Origin of the sequence: Rhizobium sp. LjRoot30 (assembly GCF_964253915.1) — a bacterium.
Lineage (GTDB): Bacteria > Pseudomonadota > Alphaproteobacteria > Rhizobiales > Rhizobiaceae > Metarhizobium.
In genome coordinates this window covers 335373-361857 of sequence record NZ_CAXUSG020000004.1, presented here as the reverse complement: position 1 = coordinate 361857, position 26485 = coordinate 335373, and the positions used below count along the sequence as shown (strand labels likewise).

At 64.2% G+C, this 26485-nt stretch carries 25 protein-coding genes; 14 read left to right on the top strand and 11 right to left on the bottom strand.

Annotation, left to right across the window (positions count from 1 at the left end; translation table 11 throughout):
* Positions 1-91 precede the first annotated feature (91 nt).
* The 13 genes from ACSQ3I_RS11490 (at position 92) to dhaK (ending at position 12386) form a co-directional block, all read left to right on the top strand.
* Positions 92-1417 (top strand): ABC transporter substrate-binding protein, encoded by a 1326-nt coding sequence (locus tag ACSQ3I_RS11490; protein WP_435998927.1) that lies wholly within the window; start codon positions 92-94, stop codon positions 1415-1417.
* Between the two features lie 279 nt (positions 1418-1696).
* Positions 1697-2665, top strand: a complete 969-nt coding sequence (locus ACSQ3I_RS11485) for a carbohydrate ABC transporter permease (RefSeq protein WP_435998925.1) — start codon at positions 1697-1699, stop codon at positions 2663-2665.
* On the top strand, positions 2662-3615 hold the full coding sequence (locus tag ACSQ3I_RS11480; RefSeq protein WP_435998923.1) for a carbohydrate ABC transporter permease: 954 nt from the start codon (positions 2662-2664) through the stop codon (positions 3613-3615). Before ACSQ3I_RS11485 ends, ACSQ3I_RS11480 begins: the two co-directional genes overlap by 4 nt.
* Positions 3612-3824, top strand: a complete 213-nt coding sequence (locus ACSQ3I_RS11475) for a hypothetical protein (RefSeq protein ID WP_435998921.1) — start codon at positions 3612-3614, stop codon at positions 3822-3824. Before ACSQ3I_RS11480 ends, ACSQ3I_RS11475 begins: the two co-directional genes overlap by 4 nt.
* Positions 3825-3827: 3 nt before the next feature.
* Positions 3828-4925 carry an ABC transporter ATP-binding protein gene (locus ACSQ3I_RS11470; protein WP_435998919.1) on the top strand — a complete coding sequence of 366 codons (1098 nt, stop codon included), beginning with the start codon at positions 3828-3830 and terminating at the stop codon, positions 4923-4925.
* Positions 4918-5925 carry an ABC transporter ATP-binding protein gene (locus tag ACSQ3I_RS11465; protein WP_435998917.1) on the top strand — a complete coding sequence of 336 codons (1008 nt, stop codon included), beginning with the start codon at positions 4918-4920 and terminating at the stop codon, positions 5923-5925. The genes ACSQ3I_RS11470 and ACSQ3I_RS11465 overlap by 8 nt, the downstream gene beginning before the upstream one ends.
* Before the next feature lie 58 nt (positions 5926-5983).
* Positions 5984-7618, top strand: a complete 1635-nt coding sequence (locus tag ACSQ3I_RS11460; protein ID WP_435998915.1) for a dihydroxyacetone kinase subunit DhaK — start codon at positions 5984-5986, stop codon at positions 7616-7618.
* 40 nt (positions 7619-7658) lie between these two features.
* Positions 7659-8255: a dihydroxyacetone kinase subunit DhaL gene (gene dhaL, locus ACSQ3I_RS11455; RefSeq protein WP_435998913.1), complete on the top strand. Its 597-nt coding sequence runs from the start codon at positions 7659-7661 to the stop codon at positions 8253-8255.
* On the top strand, positions 8252-8650 hold the full coding sequence (dhaM, locus tag ACSQ3I_RS11450) for a dihydroxyacetone kinase phosphoryl donor subunit DhaM (RefSeq protein ID WP_435998912.1): 399 nt from the start codon (positions 8252-8254) through the stop codon (positions 8648-8650). The genes dhaL and dhaM overlap by 4 nt, the downstream gene beginning before the upstream one ends.
* Positions 8650-8991: an HPr family phosphocarrier protein gene (locus tag ACSQ3I_RS11445; protein ID WP_435998910.1), complete on the top strand. Its 342-nt coding sequence runs from the start codon at positions 8650-8652 to the stop codon at positions 8989-8991. Before dhaM ends, ACSQ3I_RS11445 begins: the two co-directional genes overlap by 1 nt.
* Positions 8975-10864, top strand: a complete 1890-nt coding sequence (locus ACSQ3I_RS11440) for a putative PEP-binding protein (RefSeq protein WP_435998909.1) — start codon at positions 8975-8977, stop codon at positions 10862-10864. The genes ACSQ3I_RS11445 and ACSQ3I_RS11440 overlap by 17 nt, the downstream gene beginning before the upstream one ends.
* Position 10865: 1 nt before the next feature.
* A complete protein-coding gene (locus ACSQ3I_RS11435) occupies positions 10866-11276 on the top strand; it encodes a hypothetical protein (RefSeq protein WP_435998908.1) in 411 nt (136 codons plus the stop codon).
* Positions 11277-11390: 114 nt separating this feature from the next.
* Entirely contained in the window at positions 11391-12386 is a 996-nt protein-coding gene (gene dhaK, locus ACSQ3I_RS11430; RefSeq protein ID WP_435998906.1) for a dihydroxyacetone kinase subunit DhaK, read from the top strand.
* A gap of 16 nt (positions 12387-12402) precedes the next feature.
* Here the strand turns inward: dhaK and ACSQ3I_RS11425 are convergent, their stop codons facing one another.
* The 11 genes from ACSQ3I_RS11425 to ACSQ3I_RS11375 form a co-directional block, all read right to left on the bottom strand.
* A complete protein-coding gene (locus ACSQ3I_RS11425) occupies positions 12403-13215 on the bottom strand; it encodes a TIM barrel protein (RefSeq protein WP_435998905.1) in 813 nt (270 codons plus the stop codon).
* 92 nt (positions 13216-13307) lie between these two features.
* The gene (locus tag ACSQ3I_RS11420; RefSeq protein ID WP_435998903.1) at positions 13308-14333 is read right to left on the bottom strand and encodes an ABC transporter permease; all 1026 of its coding nucleotides are present in this window, start codon (positions 14331-14333) and stop codon (positions 13308-13310) included.
* A gap of 35 nt (positions 14334-14368) precedes the next feature.
* On the bottom strand, positions 14369-15910 hold the full coding sequence (locus ACSQ3I_RS11415) for a sugar ABC transporter ATP-binding protein (protein WP_435998901.1): 1542 nt from the start codon (positions 15908-15910) through the stop codon (positions 14369-14371).
* Between the two features lie 76 nt (positions 15911-15986).
* Positions 15987-16916 carry a sugar ABC transporter substrate-binding protein gene (locus ACSQ3I_RS11410; RefSeq protein WP_435998899.1) on the bottom strand — a complete coding sequence of 310 codons (930 nt, stop codon included), beginning with the start codon at positions 16914-16916 and terminating at the stop codon, positions 15987-15989.
* 136 nt (positions 16917-17052) lie between these two features.
* Complete coding sequence (locus ACSQ3I_RS11405; protein ID WP_435998897.1) at positions 17053-17262, bottom strand: hypothetical protein; 210 nt, start codon at positions 17260-17262, stop codon at positions 17053-17055.
* A 21-nt stretch (positions 17263-17283) separates the two neighbouring features.
* Complete coding sequence (locus ACSQ3I_RS11400; protein WP_435998896.1) at positions 17284-18405, bottom strand: Gfo/Idh/MocA family protein; 1122 nt, start codon at positions 18403-18405, stop codon at positions 17284-17286.
* Positions 18406-18680: 275 nt separating this feature from the next.
* A complete protein-coding gene (gene iolB, locus ACSQ3I_RS11395; protein ID WP_435998894.1) occupies positions 18681-19490 on the bottom strand; it encodes a 5-deoxy-glucuronate isomerase in 810 nt (269 codons plus the stop codon).
* Complete coding sequence (iolE, locus tag ACSQ3I_RS11390; protein ID WP_435998893.1) at positions 19490-20395, bottom strand: myo-inosose-2 dehydratase; 906 nt, start codon at positions 20393-20395, stop codon at positions 19490-19492. The genes iolB and iolE overlap by 1 nt, the downstream gene beginning before the upstream one ends.
* A gap of 4 nt (positions 20396-20399) precedes the next feature.
* On the bottom strand, positions 20400-22220 hold the full coding sequence (gene iolD / locus ACSQ3I_RS11385; protein WP_435998891.1) for a 3D-(3,5/4)-trihydroxycyclohexane-1,2-dione acylhydrolase (decyclizing): 1821 nt from the start codon (positions 22218-22220) through the stop codon (positions 20400-20402).
* Positions 22217-24133, bottom strand: a complete 1917-nt coding sequence (locus ACSQ3I_RS11380; protein WP_435998890.1) for a bifunctional 5-dehydro-2-deoxygluconokinase/5-dehydro-2-deoxyphosphogluconate aldolase — start codon at positions 24131-24133, stop codon at positions 22217-22219. The genes iolD and ACSQ3I_RS11380 overlap by 4 nt, the downstream gene beginning before the upstream one ends.
* A gap of 322 nt (positions 24134-24455) precedes the next feature.
* Entirely contained in the window at positions 24456-25280 is an 825-nt protein-coding gene (locus ACSQ3I_RS11375; RefSeq protein ID WP_435998889.1) for a MurR/RpiR family transcriptional regulator, read from the bottom strand.
* Positions 25281-25475: 195 nt separating this feature from the next.
* Here ACSQ3I_RS11375 and iolG point away from each other — a divergent pair, with 195 nt between their 5' ends.
* A complete protein-coding gene (gene iolG, locus ACSQ3I_RS11370) occupies positions 25476-26480 on the top strand; it encodes an inositol 2-dehydrogenase (RefSeq protein WP_435998887.1) in 1005 nt (334 codons plus the stop codon).
* The last annotated feature ends 5 nt before the right edge of the window (positions 26481-26485 follow it).

The window sequence follows — 26485 nt, the reverse complement described above, 5'->3', positions numbered from 1 at the left end:
AACACGACAGAGTGAGGGTCGTGGGCGGCATCGTGTGAAGGGTGACTTTGCAACGCCGGCCGCGGGCTGGCATTTGTTCTGGGAGGAACGCATGCAAACTGGATCGAAGACCCTGCTCGGGCTGGCGGGAGCGCTGCTCCTGTCGACGGCAATGCCGAATATGGCGAAATCCGAAGAACTGACCCTGTGCTGGGCCGCCTGGGACCCGGCCAATGCGCTGGTGGAACTGTCGAAGGATTTCACCGCCAAGACCGGCACGACGATGAAATTCGAATTCGTGCCGTGGACGAGCTACGCCGACCGCTTCCTCAACGAACTCAACTCCAAGGGCAAGCTCTGCGACCTGATCATCGGCGACAGCCAGTGGATCGGCGGTTCGGCGGAGAACGGCCACTACGTCAAGCTCAACGACTTCTTCGACAAGGAAGGCATCAAGATGGATGACTTCGTGCCGGCGACGGTCGTGGGCTATTCGCAATGGCCGAAGAACACGCCGAACTACTGGGCGCTGCCGGCCATGGGCGACGTCGTCGGCTGGACCTACCGCAAGGACTGGTTCGAGAAGCCGGAGATCCAGAAGGAATTCCAGGAAAAATACGGCTGGAAGCTGGATGCGCCGAAGACCTACGACCAGCTGAAGCAGATCGCCGAATTCTTCCAGAACCGCCAGATCGACGGCCAGACCGTCTACGGCGCCTCGATCTATACCGAGCGCGGTTCGGAAGGCATCACCATGGGCGTCACCAACGTGCTCTACGACTGGGGCTTCAAGTACGACAACCCGGAAAAGTCCTACGAGATGCAGGGTTTCGTCAACTCCGCCGATGCGGTGAAGGGCCTGGAATTCTACAAGTCGCTCTATGATTGCTGCACGCCGCCCGGCAGCTCCAACGTCTACATGGTGGAATCGGCCGACGCCTTCAAATCCGGCCAAGTCGCCATGCAAATGAACTTCGCCTTCACCTGGCCCGGCCTCTACAAGGACGAGAAGGTCGGCGGCGAGCGCATCGGCTTCTTCCCCAATCCGGCGGAGAAGGAACATTTCGCCCAGCTCGGCGGCCAGGGCATCTCGGTCGTCTCCTATTCCGACAAGCAGGAGGCGGCGCTGCAATACATCAAGTGGTTCGCCCAGCCTGATGTGCAGGCCAAGTGGTGGCAGCTCGGCGGCTTCTCCTGCCTGAAGGCGGTCGTCGAGGCGCCCGACTTCGCCAAGAGCCAGCCCTATGCCCAGGCCTTCCTCGACTCCATGGCGATCGTCAAGGATTTCTGGGCGGAACCTTCCTATGCCGAACTGCTGCAGGCAATGCAGAAGCGCGTCCACAACTACGTCATCGCCGGCAACGGCACGGCACAGGAAGCGCTCGACGGCCTGGTCGCCGACTGGACCGAAGTCTTCCAGGACGAAGGCAAGATCTGAGCGGCATCGGCAGAATAGTGGAACAAGAGGGTGCCCCCTGCCTCCTTCTCCCCTCGGGGAGAAGGTCGCGGTAGCGGGATGAGGGGGGACACACGGCAGGACCCGTCGGTTTGGCTCCCCCTCATCCGACCCTTCGGGCCACCTTCTCCCCGCTGGGGGGAAGGGGAAAAGGCTGCCACGCTCTGCCCAACTCAACGATCTCATCCACGAGGCGGCCCGCACCGGCATCCGGCCGGACCGCCTCCGTGTCCCATGCCCATCAAGACCAGGTGAACCATCTTGAGCATGTCCAATTCTTCCATCGTCGACAAGGCGGCCGAAGCCGCAGCGCGGGCAACCCCGCCACCGATCGCCGTCAAGGTACGCGGCCTGTCGGACCGGTCGATCGCCTGGGTGTTCATCGCCCCGGCCATCACCCTGCTTCTCGCCATCAACATCTTCCCGCTGATCTGGGCGATCTACCTGTCGTTTACCAATTTCCGCGCCAATCGGCCGAACGCCAATGTCGAAGGCGTCGGCCTGCGCAACTACGAACGCGTGCTGACCGATCCTGACATCTGGCAGGCAATGCAGACGACGGCGCATTTCGTCTTCTGGACGATCCTGCTGCAGACCGTCATCGGCTTTGCGCTCGCCTATCTGATCGACCGGAAATTCCGCGGCCATGCCTTCTGGACGACCGTCATCCTCATCCCGATGATGCTGTCGCCGGCCGTGGTCGGCAATTTCTGGCGTTTCCTCTACGAGCCGCAGATCGGCCTGTTCGCCTACGCCGTCTCGTTTCTCTCCGGCATCCCGACGTCGCAGATCCAGATGCTCGGCAGCGTCTCGCTGGCGCCCTGGGCTATCATCATCGTCGATACCTGGATGTGGACGCCCTATGTGATGCTGATCTGCCTTGCCGGCCTGCGCTCGATCCCCGACTACATCTACGAGGCGGCCGAAGTCGACCGTGCCTCGCCCTGGCGGCAGTTCTGGTCGATCACCGTGCCGATGGCGCTACCCTTCATCATGCTCGCGGTGCTCTTCCGCGGCATCGAGAACTTCAAGATGTTCGACATGGTGACGCTTCTGACCGGCGGCGGGCCGGGCTCGACCACCGAAGTCGCCTCCATCACACTCAAGCGCGAGGCCTTCGAGAGCTGGGCCACCGGCCGCGCCTCGGCCTTCGCCATCGTGCTTTTCGTTGCGGTGTTCGGCCTCGCCAACATCTATGTGAAGGCCCTCAACAAGGTGAAACAGCGATGAGCACCAGCAACGCCGCCCATTCGGTCGTCGAGCCGAGCGTCAACAGCAAGCGCATCGCCGGCACCATCGTCGTCATCTACGCGCTGATCACCCTGGTGCCGCTCGTCTGGATCTTCCTCACCAGCATCAAGTCGCCACCGGATTCGATCAGCTATCCGCCGAAGATCGTCTTTTCGCCGACGCTCGAAGGCTATTGCAACCTGTTCACCACCCGCACGCGGCAGACGCCGGAATACATCCAGTCGCTCGGTCCGCCGTCCGGCACCTGCGACGAGATCACCCGCAGCCGCAACATGGTGATCGCCGGCCCGTCGAACTTCCTGCCGCGCTTCATCAACTCGCTGGTCATCGCCTTCGGCTCGACCTTCCTGGCGGTCTTCCTCGGCACGCTGGCAGCTTACGGTTTTTCGCGCTTCAAGGTGCCGCTTGCCGACGACCTGCTGTTCTTCATCCTGTCGACGCGCATGATGCCGCCGATCGCCGTCGCCATCCCGATCTACCTGATGTACCGCGAACTCGGCCTGTCCGACACCGCGCTCGGCATGATCCTGCTCTATACCGCCGTCAACGTCTCGCTCGCCGTCTGGCTGCTCAAGGGCTTCATCGACGAGATCCCGCGCGAATACGAGGAAGCGGCGATGATCGACGGCTATACGCGACTGCAAGCCTTCCGCAAGGTGGTGCTGCCGCAGGCGACGACCGGCATCGCCGCCACCGCGATCTTCTGCCTGATCTTCGCCTGGAACGAATATGCCTTCGCGGCACTCCTGACCTCCGGCCAGGCGCAGACAGCACCGCCCTTCATCCCGACCATCATCGGCGAAGGCGGGCAGGACTGGCCGGCGGTCGCCGCCGGCACGACGATCTTCCTGATCCCGATCCTCGTCTTCACCATCCTCCTGCGCAAGCAATTGCTGCGCGGCATCACATTCGGGGCGGTACGCAAATGAGCCATCTTCCGGAAACACCGCACCCCGCCCGCCGCAAGCGCCCCTTCCTGCTCCGGCGCGGGCCGATGGAAAACATCGCCACCGCCATCATCGCCATCGGCTTCCTGATGCTGTTCCAACCCTTCCTGCTCAGCCTCTACACCTATTCGCTGGTGACGCTGCTGGCCGGCACGGCGATGTTCATCGTCGTCTCGAAATTCCCGGAGTGACCCATGGCCGAAATCAGGATCGAAAACCTGCGCAAGCAATTCGGCAGCTTCGTCGCCGTCCAGGATTCGAGCTTTACCGTCGAGGACGGCGAGTTCCTGGCGCTGCTCGGGCCGTCGGGCTGCGGCAAAACGACGACGCTGCGGATGATCGCCGGGCTGGAGCTGCCGACCAGCGGCAAGATCCATCTCGGCGGCGAAGACGTCACCTTCAATCGCGCCAGCGCCCGCGACATCGCCTTCGTCTTCCAGCTGTTCGCGCTTTACCCGCATATGAATGCGCGCAAGAACATCGGTTTTCCGCTGTTGTCGCAGGGCGTGCCGAAGGCGGAAATCCGCCGGCGCGTCGAGGAAACGGCAAAGCTGCTGCAGATCGGCCATATCCTCGACCGGCCGATTTCCGGGCTTGCCGGCGGCGACAGGCAGCGCGTTGCGCTCGGCCGCGCCATCGTCCGCCGCCCGAAATGTTTCCTGATGGACGAACCGCTCGGCACGCTGGACGCGGAATTCCGCGAAGTGATGGTGCATGAGTTGCGCGAGCTGCACAACCGCATCCACGCCACCACCGTCTACGTCACCCACGACCAGCACGAGGCGATGGCAATGGCCGACAAGATCGCCGTGATGAACCACGGCGTCATCGAGCAGTTCGGCACGCCGCAGGAAATCTACAGCCGCCCGGCCACCATGTATGTCGCCGATTTCATCGGGTCGCCGCCGATGAATTTCATGCGCTTCACGTCCAGCCTGCAGAAAGGCGCGCGTTCGGTCTCCATGGGCGGCGTCGAGGTCGCCGTGCCCGAGGTGCACCAGGATCTCGCCGAGGGCGAGCTGGCGCTCGGCGTGCGGCCGGAGCATATCCGCTTCAGCGATGCCTCGCCGGTGCGCGGCGCCGTCTACGGCAGCGAATATCTCGGCACCAACCAGATCGTCGCCGTCGAGACCGTCTCCGGCCTCGTCAGAGCGCGCGTGCCGGCCAACCGCAATTTTGCCATCGGCGAGCCGGTCGGCCTTGAATTCAACCCGGAAAAGCTGGCGCTGTTCGATTGCAAGTCGGGCCTCGCCGTTCCCTCCTCGCTCTATTCGGAGGCCCGGCATGGCTGACGTCACCCTGAAAGGCCTCAACAAGAGTTTCGGCGACACACAAGCGGTGAGCGACCTCAATCTCTCGATCGCCGACGGCGAATTCGTCGTGCTGCTCGGCCCCACCGGCGCCGGCAAGACGACGACGCTGCGGCTGATCGCCGGGCTGGAACGGCCGGACAGCGGCCAGATCCGCATCGCCGGCCGCGATGTCGCAGGCGAAGCGCCGGCCGGCCGTGACGTCGCCTTCGTCTTCCAGCAATATTCGCTCTATCCGCACATGACGGTCTATGAAAACCTCGCCTTTCCCCTGAAGGCGCCGGTGCGAAAGCTCTCGGCTGAGGAAATCGACCGCCGCGTGCGCGACATCGCGAAAATGGTGCGCATCGACCACAAGCTGGAGAACCGCTCGACCCGGCTGTCCGGCGGCGAAATGCAGCGCGTCGCCATCGGCCGTGCCCTGGTGCGTCGCCCGTCGATCTACCTGATGGACGAGCCGCTGTCCTCGCTCGACGCGAAGCTGCGCGGCGAGCTGCGCCTGGAACTCAAGCGCATCCAGAAGGAGCTGGGCTCGACGCTGCTCTACGTCACCCACGACCAGGTGGAAGCGATGACCATGGCCGACCGCATCGGCATCTTTTCCGAAGGCCGCCTGCTGCAGGTCGGCACACCGCGCGACATCTACGGCAACCCTGCCAACCTGCATGTCGCCGCCCGCCTCGGCCAGCCGCACATCAACCTTTTGCCGGAAGGGCTGCTGCCCGGCGGCCAGCCGCCGGCCGGCACGCGCACCATCGGCGCCCGCACCGAACATCTGGAGATCGGCCAGGGCGGCGAGGCGAATGCCGAGATCGACTGGATCGAACATCTCGGCGACCAGAACCACCTGCATATCAAGGTGCGCGACCACAAGCTGGTGACGCTGGCCGATCCTTATCTATCCATCAAGCCGGGCGACAGGATCAGCCTGACGCTGCGCGATCCGCTCTACTTCGATGCCGGCGGATATCGCTTGACCTGACACCGCCTATCGGAGTGAGTTAGCCGCGACAAAACAACAACAGACGGGACCTGACCTTATGAAACACTTCTACAACCGCCGGGAAACAATCGTCACCGAGGCGCTGGACGGTTTGCTGCTGACCAGCGCCGCAGGACGGCTTGCCCGGCTCGACACCTATCCCGAGATCAAGGTGATCGTGCGCGCGGATTGGGACAAGTCGAAGGTAGCGGTGATTTCCGGCGGTGGCGCCGGCCATGAACCCTCGCATGCCGGGTTTGTCGGTAAGGGCATGCTGACGGCCGCCGTCTCCGGCGAGATCTTCGCCTCGCCGAGCGTCGATGCCGTGCTGACGGCGATCCGCGCTGTCACCGGCACACCCGGATGCCTGCTGGTGGTGAAGAATTACACCGGCGACCGGCTGAACTTCGGCCTGGCGGCGGAAAAGGCCCGCGCCGAGGGGTTCGACGTCGAGATGGTCATCGTCGCCGACGACATTGCTTTGCCCGACATCAACCAGCCGCGCGGCGTCGCCGGCACGCTGTTCGTCCACAAGATCGCCGGCCATCTGGCCGATGAAGGCAAGGACCTGAAGACGGTTGCCGCTGCGGCAACCGCTGCCGCCGCCGACATCGTTTCGCTCGGCATGTCGCTCTCCTCCTGCTCGATCCCCGGCCAGGCCCATGAAGACCGGCTCGGGCCGGAAGAAGGCGAACTCGGCCTCGGCATCCACGGCGAACCCGGCGTCGAGCGCATCGCCCTGCAGCCGGTGCTCGACCTCGTCGCCACCATGAGCGAGCGCCTTGCCGCGGCGTTGAAGGCGGAGGGCGATTATGCGCTGCTGATCAACAATCTCGGCGCCGTCCCGCCGCTGGAAATGGGCGTCATCGCTCATGCCACGCTCGCCTCGCCATTGGCGTCGCGGGTAAAGCTGATCGTCGGCCCGGCAGCAATGATGACGGCGCTCAACATGAACGGTTTCTCGCTGTCGCTGATCCGCCTCGATGCCGAGCGCGAAGCCGCCTTGACCGCGCCGGTCGGTCCACACGCCTGGGTGCCTGCCGTCAAGAAGAACGCCATCGCCATCGTTCCGGCACCGAAGGCAGGTTCGGCCGGTAACGCTGCGGCCGCAAGCGACGATGCCGCCGCCCGCGCCCTGATCACCGCCATCTGCAACCACCTCATTTCGCAGGAGGCCGAACTCAACCGCCTCGACGGCCGCGTCGGCGACGGCGATACCGGCTCGACGGCGGCAACCGGTGCCCGCAGCATCCTGGCCAAGCTCGATCAATTGCCACTCCAGAACCGGGCGGCGACGCTGGCCGTCATCGGCGAGACCCTGAGCACCAGCATGGGCGGATCGAGCGGCGTGCTCCTGTCGATCTTCTTCACCGCCGCTTCCAAGGCCTTGGCGGAAAAGGCGGATATCCCCGCCGCCCTGCTCGCCGGCCTGGACCGCATGACCTTCTACGGCGGCGCCAGGATCGGCGACCGTACCATGGTCGATGCATTGGAACCGGCGCTGAACGCGCTGGCGGCACAGGGCGTTTCGGCCGCTGCCCACGCGGCGGCTGCCGGTGCCGAATCGACCAAAACGATGACCAAGGCCCGCGCCGGCCGCGCCTCCTATGTCGGGGAGCGAGATCTTGCCGGCGTCGCCGATCCCGGCGCGGTCGCGGTTGCCGGCGTCTTCGAGGTGGCCGCCGGGCTGTAACCGATCGGGAATGGAGGAGAGGGTGCAGGCGGATCGCAGCATGATATCGGGACTGATCGAGGCATGCCGCGCGGCAATCGCCGCCCATGCCGATCATCTCTGCGAACTCGACAGCGCCATCGGCGACGGCGACCACGGCACCAACATGCGCCGTGGCTGCGAGGCCGTCAGCGCTGATGGCCACGCCTTGGCCGATCTTCCCCTGCCCGACGCGCTGGAGCGGATCGGCATGCTGCTGGTGATGAACATCGGCGGCGCCGCCGGCCCGCTCTACGGCACGCTTCTGATCGAACTCGGCCGGCAATTGCGCACGGGAGGCGATGCCGCCGCCTTCGCCCCTGTCCTGGAGCGTGCAATCGACGCGGTGGCCCGCCGCGGCCGCGCCAAGGCGGGTGACAAGACCCTGCTCGATGTGCTCTATCCCGTGCACGCCGCTCTGGCGGGTCGTTCGGCGCTTACAGAGATTGCCGAACGGGCCGAGCATTCCGCACACGACACCGCACCGATGCGGGCCATGCGCGGCCGGGCGGCCTATCTCGGGGATCGTTCGATCGGCCATGTCGATCCGGGCGCTTCCAGTTGCGCGCTTTTGACCACGGCGATCTGCCGTTATCTCGGGGAGTACCGTCCGGCATGAATGCCAAGGCCGCCAATGTGGGCATCGTCATCGTCTCGCACTCGCCGCTGGTGGCGCAGGGCACCGCCGACATGGTGCGGCAGATGGTCGGCGATTGCGTGCCGCTCGCCTGGTCGGGCGGCAATGTCGAGGGCGGGCTCGGCACCGATGCCGGCGGCATCCTCAAGGCGATCGAGCGGGCCTGGTCGGATGAAGGCGTCGCTGTCTTCGTCGATCTCGGCGGCGCCGAGACCAACAGCGAAATGGCGATCGAAATGCTCGGCCAGCCGCGTTCGGACCGGGTGACGATCTGCAACGCGCCGCTGGTGGAAGGCGCGGTCGTCGCCGCGGCGGAAGCTTCCGGCGGCGCACCCCTTGCCCGCGTCGTCGCCACAGCCGAGGAATTGTCGCCCTGATGAGCGACCCGCAAGCAGAAAGGCAGGAGGCCGGTTCCGTGTTTGCCAGATGCCAGACGGAGGTTGAGATCACCCATGGCGTGGGCCTGCATGCCCGCCCCTCCGTGACCTTCACCCGCCTGGCGAAATCCTTTCCCTGCACCATCGAGATCGACGTCGATGGCAGCGACATCTGGCTGAACGGCAAGAGCATCATCAAGATCATGGGCGCCCGCATCCGCAAGGGTTCGCTCTTGCGTATCCGCGCCGAGGGCATCCGGGCCGAAGAGGCGATCGCCGCCCTGAAAGGCCTCGTCGAGCGCAATTTCGACGAGGACAAGAAGCATGGCCGCCTTGCGTGAGATCCGCGGCACCGGCGCCTCGCCCGGCATCGCCCGCGGCCCCGCTTTCCTGGCAAAGCCGGCGGCCGGGCCGGCAACAACAGGCGAAACGGCCGGCGGCAGCGAAGTAGCCGCCCTCGAAAACGCCGTGACACGCGCCGCCATGGACCTGCGGACACTCGCAGCAGCGACGGATGCCGACAGCGCTGCGCTGCTCGATTTCCAGATCGAAGTGCTCGAAGACCCAACCATCACCGAACGCGTCGCCCAACGGCTGGCCGCCGGCGAAAGCGCCGCCTTTGCCTGGATCGGCGTGCTCGATCCCTATGTCGCCGAGCTGGAAGCGGCGGAGGATGAACAGATCCGCGCCCGCGCCATCGACGTGATCGACATCAAGAGCCGCGTGCTGGGTGTTTTGGCCGGCGAGGTTTTCGCGGATTTCCCCAAGGGGGCGGTTTTTATCGGCCACGACATCGAACCGAGCCGCTTCCTCGCCCACGACTGGTCGCAGGGTGGCGGCATCGCGCTGTTTGCCGGCAGCGCCGCAAGCCACGTCGCCATGCTGGCGCGCTCCCGGTCCGTGCCCATGGTGGTCGCCAGCGGGCCTTTCGCCATCGCAGACGGCGAGGACGTGCTGGCCGATGGCGGGACCGGCACCATCCGTCTCGGGCCGGCTGATATCGATGGGGCGCAAACACCTGCCACAAGCTCCCACTTCTCTCCAGCGGGGAGAAGTGCCGAACGCATGCGAGGCGATGAGGGGGGCGACCTCTCGGCAAACGCAGAGCAAGAGACCCCCTCATCCGGCGCTGCGCGCCACCTTCTCCCCGCTGGGGCGAAGGGGGAGCAAGCCGGGGGCTTCGACGACCATGGCTTCGTAAGCAATGAAGCGCAAACGCCTGCCGCGACCTCCCTCTTCTCCCCCGCGGGGAGAAGTGCCGAGCGCATGCGAGGCGATGAGGGGGGCGACCTCTCGACAAACGCGGAGCAAGAGGCCCCCTCATCCCGCGCTGCGAGCCACCTTCTCCCCGCCGGGGCGAAGGGGGAGCAAGCCGGCATCACGCTGTCGATCAATCTCAACACTATCCAGGAGATTGCGGCGCTGCCCCCGACCGGGATTGCCGGCATCGGCCTGATGCGTTCGGAATTCGCCTTTTCCTCGCTTGCGGAGATCGCCGACGAGGAGCGGCAGCTTGCCGTCTATCGCCATGTGCTCGATTGGGCCGCCGGCCGGCCGGTGACGATCCGCATGCTCGACCTCGGCGGCGACAAGCCCCTGCGCGGCCTCGCTTCCGAAGCCTGCACCTCGCCACACCTGCGTGGCATTCGCCTGCTGCTGTCCCGGCCCGAACTTGCTCGCGTCCAGGCCCGCGCCCTACTGCGCGCCGCGCCCTTCGGCGATCTGCGTGTCCTCTTGCCGATGGTGACCTATCCGGACGAACTGGAAGCGATGCAGGCGATCCTCGGTGAGGAGGCGGCGTCGCTGGCAAGCCGCAGGATCCCGCATCGGCTTGCCCCCGTCGGCATCATGGTAGAGGTGCCTGCCGCCGCCCTGATGCTCGATGCCTTCGGCGCCGCGGCGTTTTTCTCGATCGGCACCAACGACCTGGCGCAATATCTGAGCGCCGCCTCTCGCGACGATGCCGCCGCCGCATCCTATTACAAGCGCGCCACACCGGCCATCCTGCGCCTGGCCCAGCAGACGGCCGATCTGGCGGCGGCGATGGGCAAACCGCTTGCCGTCTGCGGCGACCTGGCCGCCGAACCGGAGAACCTGCCGGGCCTGCTCGCCGCCGGTATCCGGCATTTTTCCGTGGCGCCGCCGGCGCTCGCCGGGCTAAGATCGGCGCTCATCGGCCGCAACGCCGATGAAACGACGGCAGCAGGAGTATAAGATGGCGCGCGAAAACCCCGAAGACGCCATCATCGCCTACAAGACCGTGCTGGCGCAGATCATCGACAACCGGCCGTCCGGCACCCGGCAGCGGCTGGCGACCGCGCTGGGCAAGCATCGCAGTTTCGTGACGCAGGTCACCAGCCCGACCTATTCGACGCCGCTGCCGGCCCGGCATCTGGCGACGATCTTTCGGGTCTGCCATTTCAGCCCGGCGGAACAGGACCGTTTCCTCGACGCCTACCAGGCCGCCCATCCCGGCAAGCTACCGGATCTCGGCAATGCCGAAAAGCTGAGGCACCTGTCGCTGATGGTCCCGGATCTGGGTGACGACAGGAAGAACAGGCTGCTGGAGGAAGCCATCGCCGATCTCGTTCAAAAGATCGTGGCGATGACGCAGGAAAATGATTGAGGCACGTGACGCAGCGCTGAAATGATGCATGCAGGCAACGACCCTGGTTAAGGCGCGGAACAGGGTCGCGCCTCCGGAGATGCTCAAGACGATCGATGCCTTGGGAGGGGCAAGATGAAGAAATTCATCAACACGGCGGAGACCATGGTCGCGGAAAGCCTCGCAGGCTTCGTTGCCGCCCATGAGGATATCGTCGTGTTCGACAGCGACCGCAAGTTCGTCCGCCGCCGCGACATCAAGGCCGGCAAGGTGGCTCTGGTTTCCGGCGGCGGCTCCGGGCACGAACCGTTGCATGTCGGTTTCGTCGGCCGCGGCATGCTGGATGCCGCTTGCCAGGGGCATGTCTTCACATCGCCAACGCCCGACCAGATCGTCCGCGCCATCGAGGCGACCGATACCGGCGCCGGCTGCCTGCTGATCGTCAAGAATTACGACGGCGATGTGATGAATTTCGAAATGGCTGCCGAAATGGCCGCCGACCGCCATAAGATAGAGACCGTGCTGATCGGCGACGATGTCGAGGCGGCCGGCTTGCCGCGCAGCCAGGGACGCCGCGGCGTCGCCGGCGCCGTCATCGTCGAAAAGATCCTCGGTGCGGCCGCGGAACGCGGCGCGCCACTCGAAACCCTCAAGGCGCTCGGCGACGATCTCGCACCGCGCATCCGCACCATGGGGGTCGCCCTCACCGGCGTCACCGTGCCGCAGACGCAGCGCAAGACTTTTGCGCTTGGCCCGGACGAGATGGAAATGGGCGTCGGCATTCACGGCGAACCCGGCCAGACACGCGAGCCCTTCCGGCCGGCCGACGACATCCTCCGGCATCTCTGCGAAACGATCGTCGCCGACCTGCCGAAAGACAACCGAAAGAATGGCCTGCTGCTGATCAACGGCCTCGGCGCCACGCCGCCAGCCGAACTTTATCTCGCCTACAACGCCGCCCGCCGCATCGTCGAGACACACGGCATCGCTGTCCGGAGGTCACTTGTCGGCACCTACGTGACCTCGCTCGACATGTCCGGCCTGTCGGTGACGCTGTGCCTGCTCTCCGATGACGAGTTGTCGCTGTGGGATGCGCCGGTCAACACCGCCGCGTTGCGCTGGGGCGAGTAGACACCGCCCGCAGCGATCAGACCTTGGCTTCGATGAACGCCATGCTGGCCTGCAAGGCGACCGCGGGATCGTTGAGGGCATGCACGTCAGGCGCGAAAGGCTCGAAAGAAAACGGTCCGATGTAGCCTGAATCGCGCAGGGCGCGGATCTGGCCGCAATTGTCCAGCCGGTCACTGGCATCGACCAGCACACGGTGCGGATCGCGCATATCGGCGACGGAGACCGCGACATCGCTGACGCCGGATATATGCACCAGCCCCGTCAGGTCGGGAAACAGCTCCGGCTCTCCGGCGAGATGGTGGTGAAAGGTGTCATGCACCAGCCGGAAGGTGTCCGTGAACCCGAGTTCGCGGATCGCCTCTTCGGCCTCGCGCTTGGAACTCAACGAGCAGATGGAAAAACCGAGCGGCTCCACCAGCCCGATGATGCCGGCCTTTGCCAGCATCGGCTGCAGGGCCTTGAGCGCGGTGCGTAAATTGGCCTGCCGCTCGCCCTCCGCCTGGCCGCTGCCATCGTTGACCGGCACCAGCACCAGCGCCTTGGCACCGCAATCGCGTGCATAGGTGACCAGCGCCTCCGCTTCGGCGGCACGCGTGTCGTTCCATTCGTTGAAACGCTGCAGCGCGTTGATGGAGATGATCGTCAACCCTTGCGCCTGTGCTGCCGCCTTCACCTCCGCGGCCGGCGTGCCGTCGAGGATGGCATTGCCGTCGAGGTCGTTGCGAATCTCGACGCTGTCGATGCCAAGCGCCTTCGCCAGGGCAAAGAAACGGTCGAGCGGCAGGCCGGGGGCGGCCATGTGGTTGAGAGCAAAGGGCAAGCGGGTCATCGGCCTTCCTTCTCCGGCTCAGTCGTGCCGAGAAAAATTAAAAAAGGGGAAAATCAACCGGTGCGGCCGGAGGAGGACCGCACCGGCCGAAGTCAGTGCTTGGTCCGCTTCTTCTGGCGGTAGACGTCGATCACCACGGCGGCGACGATGATCAGGCCCTTGACGATCTCCTGGTAATAGGCGTCGACACGCAGGAAGGTGAAACCCGAGGTCATGACGCCAAGGATGACGGTGCCGATCACCGTGCCGGTGATCCGGCCGATGCCGCCCGTCAAGGACGTGCCGCCGATGACGGCTGCGGCGATGGCATCCAGCTCGTACATCACGCCCATGCCGGCTTGCGCCGTCTGCGCCCGGGCGGCGGTAACGACGCCGGCAAGCCCCGCCAGCAGCCCGGCAATGGCATAGACCTTGATCAGATGCGCCTCGATGTTGATGCCCGAGACGCGGGCAGCCTGGACGTTGGCGCCAATGGCATAGGTGAACTTGCCGTAGCGGGTGTAGCGCAGCGCGATGTGGAAGATCAGTGCTACGACGAGGAAAACGATAACCGGCCAGATGCCCGTGCCGATGAAATTGAACTGGTCGGTGAGGCCGGAGACCGGCTGGCCCTTGGTGTACCACTTCGAAATACCGCGGGCCGAAACCATCATGCCGAGCGTAGCGATGAAGGGCGGGATCTTGGTCTTGGCGATCAGCTGGCCGTTGATGTAGCCGGCGGCCAGGCCGATCAGCAGGCCGACGCCGATGGGGATGAAGAACGGCAGGTCGGTGAGCGATGGATAGAGCGCCCGGGACCAGCTGGAGGACTGGGCGAGGCTGGCGGCGATCATCGCCGTCATGCCGACGACCGAGCCGGAGGACAAGTCGATGCCGCCGGTGATGATCACCTGCGTCACGCCGACGGCGATGATGCCGATGACCGAGACCTGCAGGATCATGATCGTCAGGCGCTGGCTGTTCATCAAAAAGCTCTGGCCGACAAAGATCCAGCCGAGGATTTCATAGATCAGCGCGATGCCGACCAGCACCAGGAAGATGCTGAGTTCCGGCGGCACGCGGCGGCGGCGTTGCCGTGTTGCAAGCGGGGCGGCACCCTCTGCTGCCTTGGTGTTCATGTGACCCTCCCTTCGAGGCGGATGGCGGCGCGCGTCTATTGCGCAGCCAGTTCCATCACTTTGATCTGCGTTGCTTCGTCGCGATTGAGGAAACCGGTGACGCGGCCTTCATGCATCACCATGATGCGGTCGCTCATGCCGAGCACTTCCGGCATCTCCGACGAGATCATGATGACGGCGACGCCGTTGCGTGCCATCTCCGTCACCAGCCGGTGGATTTCCGCTTTGGCGCCGACATCGATGCCGCGCGTCGGTTCGTCGAGAATGAGAATGCGCGGATCGGTGAGCAGCCAGCGACCGATCAGCACCTTCTGCTGGTTGCCGCCCGAGAGGTTCTCCACCCGCTCGTCGAGGTTGGGCGTCTTGACGCGCAAGCGTCTGGCCATGTCCTCGCAGGTGGATTCGATCGCGCCTTCCTGCACGAAACCGGCCTTGACGAAGCGGTCCTGCAAAACGGCGATCTGCATGTTTTCGAGCACGTTGAGGATCAGCAGGCAGCCGGTGTCCTTGCGGTCCTCGGTGAGAAAGGCCATGCGGTTCTGGATCGCCACCGTCGGCGAGGTGATGTCCACAGGCTTGCCGAACAATTCGATCGTGCCCGACGAGGCGGGCGTGACGCCAAACAGCGTCTCGGCCACATTCGACCGGCCGGAGCCGACCAGCCCGGCAACACCGAGGATTTCGCCGGCGCGCACATCGAAGGAAACATCGCGGAAAACACCGTTGAGCGTCAGGCCCTTGACCGACAGCACCACCTCACCGATCGGCACCTCCTCCTTCGGAAACATCTGGGTGATCTCGCGCCCGACCATCATGCGGATGATGTCGTCGCGGGTGACCTCGGAGGAGGCATGCGTGCCGATGTAGCGGCCGTCGCGAAAGACGGAAAACTCGTCGGCGATCTCGAACAGCTCGTTCATCTTATGGGTGATGTAGACGATGCCGATGCCCTGGGCACGCAGGTCGCGGATGATGGTAAAGAGGTGGGCGACCTCCTTTTCCGTCAGCGCCGAGGTCGGCTCATCCATGATCAGCACGTCGGAATTGTAGGACACCGCCTTGGCGATCTCGACCATCTGGCGGCTGGCGACCGAAAGGTGCCGTACCTCGATCTCCGGATCGATGGCGATGTTCAGCCGGTCGAGCAGGTCCTGCGTCATCCGCCGCATGGCGCCGTGATCGACGAAGCCGAAACGGTTTTTCGGTTCGCGACGAATCCATATGTTTTCGGCCACCGTCATGAACGGCATCAGGTTCAGTTCCTGATGGATCATGGCGATGCCGTTTTCCAGCGCGTCGAGGGGCGATTGCAGCCGGATGCCGACGCCCTTCAGGCGGACCTCGCCGCTGTCGGGCCTGTAGATGCCGGCGAGGATCTTCATCAGCGTCGACTTGCCGGCACCGTTTTCACCCATCAGCGCATGCACGGTGCCGCGTTTCAGGCGGAAGGAAACATCATCGAGGGCGACGACGCCGGGAAATTCCTTGCGGACACCTTCGGCCGCCAGCAGGAATTCGGCATTGGGGATTGCGCCGCTCTGGCGAACGGCAGCCATCGTCGATGGGCTGACAGCCATCTCCATCTCCTCCCGATACTGACTTGATATAGGTGGAATGCGGGCATCGCCCGCATTCCTCATGTCAACGGCCGCCTCAGTTCTTGGCGACGAAATCCTTGACGTTTTCCGGCGTGACGAGCTGGAAGGGGATATAGACCTTCTTCTCGACCGCTTCGCCCTTGGCAATCTTCAGGGCCGCATCAAGCGCGCCCTTGCCCTGGCCGGCGGCATCCTGGAAGACGGTGACGTCGAGATCGCCGGCCTGCATGGCAGCGAGCGCGTCCTGCGTCGCATCGACGCCGGCGACGACAACGCTGTCCATCGAACGGCCAGCTGCCTTCAGCGCCTGGATGGCGCCGATCGCCATTTCGTCGTTGTTGGAGATGACGGCGTCGAATTCAATGCCGCTGGAGAGCCAGTTGGTCATCAGGTCGGCGCCCTGGGTGCGCGACCAGTTGGCCGTCTGCTCTTCGACGATCTGGATGCCCTTGCATTCTTCGGTCGCCACGACATCATGCACGTCCTTGGTGCGCATGCGGGCGGCCTGGTTCGACAGTTCGCCCATCATGACAACGGCCTTGCCCTTGCCGCCGAGAAGACGGCAGACTTCCTTGGCTTCCAGCGTGCCGGAATCCACTTCGTTGGAGGCAACAAAAGCCTGCTTCTCCGGCAGGCTGTCGACGTTGACCGGCTCGCGGTTGACATAGACGAGCGGGATGCCGGCATCGGCGGCGATCTTCGACATCGCCACCGTCGCATCCGTATCGACCGGATTGACGATGATGGCGGTGACGCCGGATGCGATGAAGTTCTGAATCTGGCTCTGCTGCTTGGCTACGTCGTTCTGCGCATCCTCGACCTGCAGTTCGACGCCATTGAGCGTCTTGGCGTAATCCTGCATGCCGTTGCGCAGGACGGTCAGGAAGTTGTCGTCGAACTGCGCCATCGACACGCCGATGGTTTCGGCATGGGCGGCGGTGGACATCAGCATGGCGGCAGCCGCGCTCAGAATAAACTTTCTCATGATTTCCTCCTCCAAAACGGTGTCCGGTGGCACCGAAACTGACCGGAACCTCTTCCTCCTCCGGAAGGGTCCTTCTTCATCCGGCCGGGGCTTCTCCCAAGTCCTCGACCAAAACAGAATAAACAAACTGAAATTTTCAGTTTTCGGATTGTTTATTCCATTTTCTAATGAAAGCGTCAACCTCCTTTGCAGCGGCTTCGGCCGAAATATTCGGATGTGACATTGCTTTCACGTCACTCCGCCCCGAAAACACGGGCTTTCCGGCCAGTTTTATGACCGGCCGTCCAGAGACTGCACCTGTTGGAAAAAATGGAATATACGTTCCATCATCTGTTTCAGCGACCATGGGACGGCTGCGACGGAGCGATCAACCCTTCGGCACCGACACCCATCGCTGCTCGCGAAAAGACTGGGCCATGGCGTGCACGCTGCGCTCGATCTGCAATCCGTGGACGAAATCGATGGCGGAATACTCCTCGCCGGCAATCGCCCGGTGCAACTCGCGGCATTCGATGATCTTCAGGTCGTTGAAGCCGAGGCCATGGCCAGGGGCGGGAATGAAGCGATCATAGGGCTTGTGGACCGGCGCCGACAGGATCTTGCGATATCCCTGCTCGGCGCGCGCGCCGGAGGCCTGGTACAATTCGAACTCGTTCATCCGCTCCTGGTCGAACAGGATCGAGCCTTTCGAGCCGAAGATCTGCAGGGCGATGCGCCCCTTGCGGCCCCAGGCGGAGCGGTTGGCCATCAGCACCGCCGAAATGCCGCCGTTCAGATGCATGAGCACGCTGGCAATGTCGTGGTTTTCCACGGGGCGCCTGCCGCCTTCGGCCAATGGCCGCTCGGCATAGGGTTTCACCATGTCGGCGATAACGGCCTCGACATGGCCGAACAGGAACCACAAAAGCGACAGCGGATGCACGGCAAAATCGTCGAGCGCGCCGTAACCGGAGGACGCCTCGCTCTTCCAGTAGAACAGGGCCTGCGGATCGGCCATGAAATCCTCGTCCATTTCGACACGGACATGGTTGACGTCGCCGATCGCGCCCGCTTCGATGAGCTGTTTGATCCGCCGCATCACCGGGTTCTGGATATAGTTGTACCCCATGATCGCCACGCGGCCGGACGCCTTGGCGGCAGCCAGCATGCGTTCGGCATCGGCAAGCGCCGGCGCCATCGGTTTTTCGCACCAGATATGCTTGCCGGCCTGCAGCGCCGCAATCGCCATATCGGCGTGGAACTGGTTCGGCGTCGTCACGGAGATCACCTGCACATCCGGATCGGTCAGCAGGTCGCGCCAGTTGCCCGTCGCCTTGTCGAAGCCGAATTCGGAGGCCCTTGCCCGGGCAAGGTCGACATTGGCTTCGGCCAGATGCACCAGCCGCGGCCGCTCGACATCACCAAAAATCTGCCGCACCGCATTCCAGGCGAGCGCGTGGCACTTGCCCATGTAACCGGTGCCGATCAGCCCGACGCCCAAACCCGCCATAAATGCCTCCGTGTCATTGTTTTTCTGGAAAATCGGATGGTACGCCTGTGTCCTACGGACCCTTCTTGTGGTGCGACGACGCCTCCTCCTCTTCTCCCCTGGGGGAGAAGGTGGCCCGAAGGGTCGGATGAGGGGGAGGCCAAACGGACAGGTTTTGCCGTGTGGCGCCCCCTCATCCCGCTGCCGCGACCTTCTCCCCGCTGGGCAGAAGGGGCAGACGGCACCCTCTCGTTCCATTTACGACTACCCTGCCGCAAGCGGGCGAAGGTTAGGGCTCAAGGATTATCCCGCCGAAAAATCCAGTCGTGATCCGGATGGTTCTTGAAGCGCCACTTGCGCAGTGGCCCGGCCATGACGTTGAGATAATACATCTCGTAGCCATACGGCGCGCCGCAGGGGTGATGCCCCTTCGGTACCAGCACCACGTCGCCATCCGAGACCGCCATCGTTTCATCCAGCGACCCGTCCTCGGTGAACACCCGCTGGAAACCGAAACCCTGCGCCGGGTTCAGCCGGTGGTAATAGGTTTCCTCCAGATAGGTCATATCCGGAAAATTGTCCTCGTCATGCCGGTGCGGCGGATAGGAAGACCAGTTGCCGGAAGGCGTGAACACCTCCGTCACCAAGAGCGAGTCGGCGACATCGCGCTCCTCCATGGCGATCGGGAAGATGTAGCGCGTGTTGGCGCCCTTGCCGCGTTCAACCAGGTTCAGCCCGGCCGGGCCGATCACCTGCGCCTCGCGGCCGGGTTTTGCCGGCGCGGTGCAGACGGCCAGCGTGCAATCCGTGGCGGCGACCGCCGACCAGTCGGCGCCTGCCGGCACATAGACGCAATGCGGCGCCTTGCGTTCGAACACGTTCATGCGGTCGCCGAGCAAACCAAAGTCCTGGCCCGCCGCCGCAATCTCAGCCTTGCCCTCGACCAGCACGATGATGACTTCCGTCTCTCCCGTCGCCTCGGTGGCGCGTTCGCCGGCCTTCAACCGGTAGAGGCCAAAACCGACATAACCCCAATCGGCGCTTTCCGGCGTGATGTCGTGAACTTTGCCGCTTGTGCCCGTCGGCTTGCGCAGGAGGTTCGCCATCAGCGATCCCCCTTGTCGAGGCCGGCCGATTGCGCAAATGCCTTCAGCGATGTCAGGCCAAGACTCTGATACTCGAAGGGATTGCGCACGACCGGGTCCTGCTCCGCCTCGATCACCAGCCAGCCCTGATAGCCATGCTCGGCGGCGACCGTCAGCACCGGTTCGAAAGATACGCCGCCCTCGGCATCGCCGGGCACGGTGAAGACGCCGCGCCGCACGCCTTCGAGGAAGGACAGGCCCTCCGCCGCCACCTGCTCGGCAATCGCCGGACGGACGTTCTTGGCGTGGATATGGCCGACGCGCGCCATGTGGTTCTTCGCCACCCGCTCCGGATCGCCGCCGCCGAACAGGCAATGGCCGGTATCGAGCAGCAGCTTCGCCTTCGGGCCGGTATGGCGCATCAACCGGTCGATCTCATCCTCGCTTTCGACGATGGTGCCCATGTGATGGTGGTAGACGAGCTGGATGCCCTGCTCCGCCGCGAACGCCGCCAGCGCCTCGACGCCGGCCCCAAACTCGGCCCAGCGGCCCTCATCGAGCTTCGGCCGGTCCTTCAGCGCCACGGCATCGTTGCCATGGATGGCGTTGGAGGTTTCGCAGACGATGATGACCTTGCAGCCCATGGCCTTCAACAGGTCGAGCGCCGGCTGCATCGCCTTTTTCTCGTCCTCGATGGATTGGGTCAGCAGGTTCAGCGAATGCCAGCCGGAGACGTAACGCAGCCCGCGCGGCTCCAGCACCGCCTTGAGGCCGGCGGCGTCCTCGGGGAACTTGTGGCCTTTCTCAATGCCGTCGAAGCCGATCTTCGCGGTCTCATCCAGGCATTGGTCGAGCGAGATATGAGCGCCGAGCGAACGGTCGTCATCGTTCGACCAGGCGATCGGATTGGTGCCGTAAAAAATCATCGGATCAGCTTCTTTCCTTCAGCGCCGCCTCGTAGCGGGCGCGGGCATCGTTGACTTGGCTGCGGTCGGAGACCTCGGGAACCGCGACGTCCCACCAGAAACCGCCGGCCCCTGGCGTCGGATAGGGATCGGTGTCGATGACGATCACCGTCGTCTCGCTCGCCGAGCGCGCCGCTTCGAGCGCGGCTTCCAGTTCGGCGACGGTCGTCACCTTGTGCGCCTTGGCGCCCATCGCCGCCGCGTGCGCGGCAAAATCGATGGCGATCGGGTGAACGTTGGTGTGGGCGTAGAGATTGTTGAACTCCGCCCCGCCGGTGCCCATCTGCAGCCGGTTGATGCAGCCGTAGCCGCGGTTGTCGGTGATGACGACGGTGATCTTCTTGCCCATCGCCACGGCGGTGGCCAGTTCCGAGTTGGCCATCATGTAGGAACCGTCGCCGAGCATGACAATGACGTCGCGTTCCGGCTCCGCCATCTTGATACCGAGCCCGCCGGCGATCTCGTACCCCATGCAGGAGAAGCCGTATTCCATGTGGTAGGAGAGCGGCAGCTTCGCCTTCCAGAGCTGGTGCAATTCGCCCGGCATGGTGCCGGCGGCGCACATCACCACCGTGTTGTCGCGCGAGGCACGCTGCACGGCGCCGATCACCTGCATGTCGGTCGGCAGCGCATTGCTGTCCTTGGGTGCTGCCGTCACCGCATCCGCCTTGGCGAACCAGCCATCCTTGATGGCAGCATCCGGCGCGCCGAAGACGTGGCTGCCGAGGGCGGTCGACAGGCGTTCCAGCCCGATCTTGGCATCGGCCACCAGCGGGATCGCATCGTGCTTGTGGCTGTCATAGGGCTGAACGTTCAGCGCCAGGATTTTTCGCGATGGGTTCCTGAACAGGCCCCAGGAGCCGGTGGTGAAATCCTGGAACCGCGTTCCGACGCCGAACACCAGGTCGGCTTTTTCCGAAACGATATTGGCGCATTCCGTGCCGGTGACGCCGACGGCGCCAAAATTCAAGGGATGGTCCCAGGCAAGCACCGACTTGCCGGCCTGCGTCTCCACCACCGGGATCTTGTGTTGTTCGGCAAAGGTCTTCAGCGTCTCGGTGGCGCCGGAAAAATGCACGCCGCCGCCGGCGACGATGACCGGGTTCTTCGCCCCCTTCAGCACCGCGACCGCTGCCTCGAACTCCGCCGCATCCGGCTCCGGTCGGCGAACACCCCAGACCTTCCTGGCAAAGAAGCTTTCCGGATAGTCATAGGCTTCCGCCTGGACGTCCTGGCAGAAGGAGAGCGTCACCGGGCCGCATTCAGCCGGATCGGTCATCAACCGCATGGCGCGGGGCAGAGCGGTGAGCAGCTGTTCCGGCCGGGTGATGCGGTCGAAATACCGGCTGACCGGACGGAAGCAGTCGTTGACGCTCACCGTGCCGTCGCCAAAATCCTCGATCTGCTGCAGCACCGGATCGGGGCCGCGATTGGCGAAGACGTCGCCGGGCAGGAAGAGCACCGGCAGGCGGTTGACATGCGCCACGCCCGCCGCAGTCACCATGTTCAGCGCGCCGGGGCCGATGGACGAGGTGACGGCCATGGTGCGGCGGCGGCGCAGCTGCTTGGCATAAGCGATGGCCGCATGCGCCATCGTCTGCTCGTTCTGGCCGCGGAACGTCTGCAGCTCCTCGCGGATGCCGTACAGCGCCTCACCGAGTGCCGCGACATTGCCGTGGCCGAAGATCGCCCAGACGCCGGCGATGAAGGTTTCGCCCTCGCCGTTCATCTGGTTCGCAAGATAACGAACGGTGGCCTGCGCCGCCGTCAGTCTTACGGTTTTCATGCTGCTTCTCCCTTCCGGGCGCGTGCCCGGTCCCAGACCTCGCAGAGGTCGCCATATTTGCGGGCCATGTCATCGATCGCCTCCTGATCACCGATCACGCCCGAAAGCCATTTGCGCGCCGCCTCGCCGAAGATCGTCCGGCCGACGGCGAAACCCTTGACCAGGTCGAACTGCGCCGCCGTGGCAAAACTCGCCTCCAACTCCGCCGCCGGCGCATCGAGCCCGAGCACGACGATGCCGCGCGTATAAGGGTCGTTGCGGGCGATGGCGGAACAGGCATTCGCCCAGGCGGCCGCGCTCACCATCGGCTCCAGCTTCCACCAGTCGGGATAGACGCCGATCTCGTAAAAACGCTCGATGATCTTCGCCACCGTCTGATCGTCGCAGGCGGAGACCTTGCTGGGGATCACTTCCAGCAGCATTTCCAGCCGGTTTCGGCGGGCGGCGGTGAACAGCCGGAGCACGGTCTGCTCCTGCTCTAGCCTCAGTTCCGGCGGGTCTTCAGGATGATAGAAAGCAAGCACCTTGACGACGTGTTCCAGCGGCCACTCCACCAGCCCGCCGAAATCCGGGCCGATTTCCGGCTCCAGCGTCAGCGGCCGGGAACCCGGCCATTCCACCGGCCGGCCGATCCAGAGGCCGGTGCCGGCAGCCTGATAGAGCGCATCGCGCCCCAACCGGCCGTCGCAAAGAATGCCATAGCCCTCGCGACCGCCCCGCACCTTCAGCGCCGCCTGCAGGCAGAGCCGCTTGAAATCGGCAATCCGCTCCGGCGAGGCGCCTGTCTCGCGCACCATCTCTTCGAGCTGGATGCGGTGATCGAAGGCGAAGACATGCATGTCCGGCCAGTCGCCGTCACGATTGGTCGCCCAATGCACCTGCTCAAGGGCCACATCCTTGCGCAGTGCCTTGTTGCGGATGCCGGTGCGGAAGAAATATTGCAGTTCCTCCCAGCTGGGATAGGCCGGCGTGCAGCCATGGCGGGAGACGGCGAAAGCACCACAGGCATTGGCGTATTTCAGGCTTGTGGGCCAGTCTTCACCGGTCAGCCAACCCTTGAGCAGGCCGGACATGAAGCCGTCGCCCGCACCGAGCACGTTGAACACCTCGATGGGGAAGCCCTCGCCCGTCTGCCCGTCATCGAGGTTTTCCGGAATTTCGCCTTCGAAGACCACGGCACCCATCGGCCCGCGCTTGCACACCAGCGCCGCCTTCGACACCTTGCGGACCGCCTTCAGGGCCGCGATCGTATCGGTCGAGCCACCGGCGATGTGGAATTCCTCTTCCGTACCGACGATCAGGTCGAACAGGGTCAGCGTCGATTGCAGCTTGGCCGTCACCTTGCCGGATTCGATGTAGCGGCTTTCGCCGTCACCGTGGCCAGCCAGTCCCCAGAGGTTCGGGCGATAGTCGATATCGAGCGCCGTCTTCGCGCCGTTTTCGCGGGCGAGCCGCAACGCCTTGAGTACGGCGGCTTCCGTGCGCGGATTGGAGAGGTGCGTGCCGGTGGCGCAGACGCAGCGCGCCTCGGCGATGAACGCGGGATCGATATCGCCTTCCTCCAGCGCCATGTCGGCGCAGTTTTCGCGGTAGAAGATCAGCGGGAACTGCTCCTGGTCGCGGATGCCGAGCAGCACCAGCGCCGTCAGCCGCTCCGGATCGGTCTTGACGCCACGCACGTCGACGCCTTCACGGACGAGCTGTTCGCGGATGAAACGGCCCATATGCTCGTTGCCGACACGCGTGATCAGCGCCGATTTCAGGCCCAGCCGGGCGGTGCCGGCGGCGATGTTGGTGGGGGAGCCGCCGATGTATTTGTTGAAGGAGGCCATGTCCTCCAGCCGTCCACCGATCTGCGCGCCGTAGAGGTCGACCGAGGACCGGCCAATGGTAATCAAGTCAAGCGGCTTCACATGGCCCTCCCTTGCCGGAGGCGATTGCCCGCCCCTCCGAACGCTGTCATCGTGCCGGTCGAACCGGTCTATGGCTGGAGCGCGACCGCGGCCGGCAAGGATTGCCGCCTCCTCCCGCGGATGCAAGATCTCCCGCTTGGAGCGCTTCCGCTTTTCTCCGAATCGCGAAAACGCTCCATCCTATTTGTCTCGACGCAATTCCACAGGCAAAACCGCTACGCAGTTTTGCTGGAATTGCTCTAGAGGCGGAAATGGAATTCCAACCTCATTCGTTGTGAATTTGGATTATATATTCCATTTTTGGAAGCAGCAATACAAAAATTCAGATTTCCCCGTTCTGCCGCATCGTGCCGACGGCCACCGCCAGCGTGATCGCCAGCGACAGCGTGGCCGACAACGAACGAAACGCCCCGAAATCGACTTCCGAGACCGACAGGATCAGGGCATCGAGCTTGCGCAGCGGGCTGACGACGGTATCGGTGATTGCCACCACCGTGACACCCGCCGCATGCGCAGCCTCGGCAAGCTCCACCGTCTCGGCCGAATAGGGCGCGAAGGAGATGGCGATCAGCACGTCGCCGGGGCGAAGCGCATGGCGGCTGTCGAGCCGGCCGATGCCGCTGTGCAGCATCGCCGGCACGTCCATCTTCTCGAAGGCATAAGCAAGGTAGCTTGCCGCGGGAAAGGAACGGCGGTAACCGACGATATGCACCATATGCGCCTTGGCAAGTGCGGCGACGGCGGCATCCAGCATCTCCGCATCCATGGTCTTCAACAGGCTTTCCAGCGAGGTGCGGCCGGCATCGACGAATTCTGCCAGAAGCGCCGAGGGACTGCCGCTGCCACTGTCGCGCAGATGTTCGAGCCGGGTCGAGTAATCCGGCCAACCGCCGGAATAAGATTCGCGGAACAGTTTCTGCATCTCGGAAAAGCCGGTGAAGCCGAGGATCTGACAGAAACGCATGAAGGCCGAAGGCTGCACACCCGCTCCTTCCGCCATGGTTGCCACGGTCGAGACGGCGATGCGGTCCTGGTTGGCGGCGACATAATCGGCGCATTGGCGCAACCGCTTCGGCAGGCTGGAGGAGACTTCCAGAAGCCGCTCTTCGAAGGCTTTGATCGTCGTCGGCGCATCGAGCTCAGGCATGTCCCATCCTTTCACATTCCGTCTTGACACCGGTGGCATGCTATTCCATAGCAAATATAGAATAAAAATTCCACACCGAACCGGAGCGTCTTCGGCAAGAAACCGTCGCTCCCCGCATGGAGGATGTCGGGTGGAAGAGCAAGCCTTCGCATGCGTGTCGTGCGCATGCCGCACATCCGGGAGGAGAAACCAGAGATGGCATTTCGTTTTGCACTGTTGGGCGCCGGCCGCATCGGCAAGGTCCATGCCCGCGCCGTAACCTCCGATCCGCGCGCAAAGCTGGTCGCCGTCGCCGACGCCATCGCCGACGCGGCGCAAGCAATCGCGACCCAGACCGGCTGCGAGGTCCGCAGCATCGAGGCGATCGAGCAATCTGCCGACGTCGATGCGGTGATCATCTGCACGCCGACCAACACCCATGCCGACCTGATCGAGCGTTTCGCCAAGGCCGGCAAGGCGATCTTCTGCGAAAAACCGATCGATCTCGATGTCAGCCGCGTCAAGACCTGCCTCAAGGTGGTCGAGAGCGTTTCAGGCAAGCTGATGGTCGGCTTCAACCGCCGTTTCGACCCGCATTTCGGCGCGGTGCGCGCCGCCATCGACGACGGCCGCATCGGCGATGTCGAGATGGTGACGATCACCAGCCGCGATCCCGGCCCGCCGCCACAGGAATACATCAAGGTCTCCGGCGGTATCTTTCGCGACATGACCATCCACGATTTCGACATGGCCCGCTTCCTGCTGGGCGAGGAGATCGACAGCGTCATGGCGTCGGCCGCCGTGCTGGTCGATCCGGCTATCGGCACCGCCGGCGATTACGACAGCGCCAGCGTCATCCTGACGACGGCAAGCGGCAAGCAATGCATCATCTCCAACTCACGCCGCGCCAGCTACGGCTACGATCAGCGCATCGAGGTGCACGGCTCGAAGGGCGCGGTTTCGGCCGAAAACCAGCGCCCGGTCTCCATCGAGATCGCCAATGCCGACGGCTACACCCGCCCGCCGCTGCACGATTTCTTCATGACCCGCTACACCTCCGCCTATGCCGCAGAAATCTCCGCCTTCATCGATGCGGTCGAAAAAGGCACCGAGCCGCATCCGGGCGGCAAGGACGGGCTTGCGGCGCTGGCTCTGGCCGAAGCAGCCCTGAAATCGGTGAAGGAAGGTCGTGCAGTCAAGGTTTCGGAGATCGCCGGCTAAAAGAC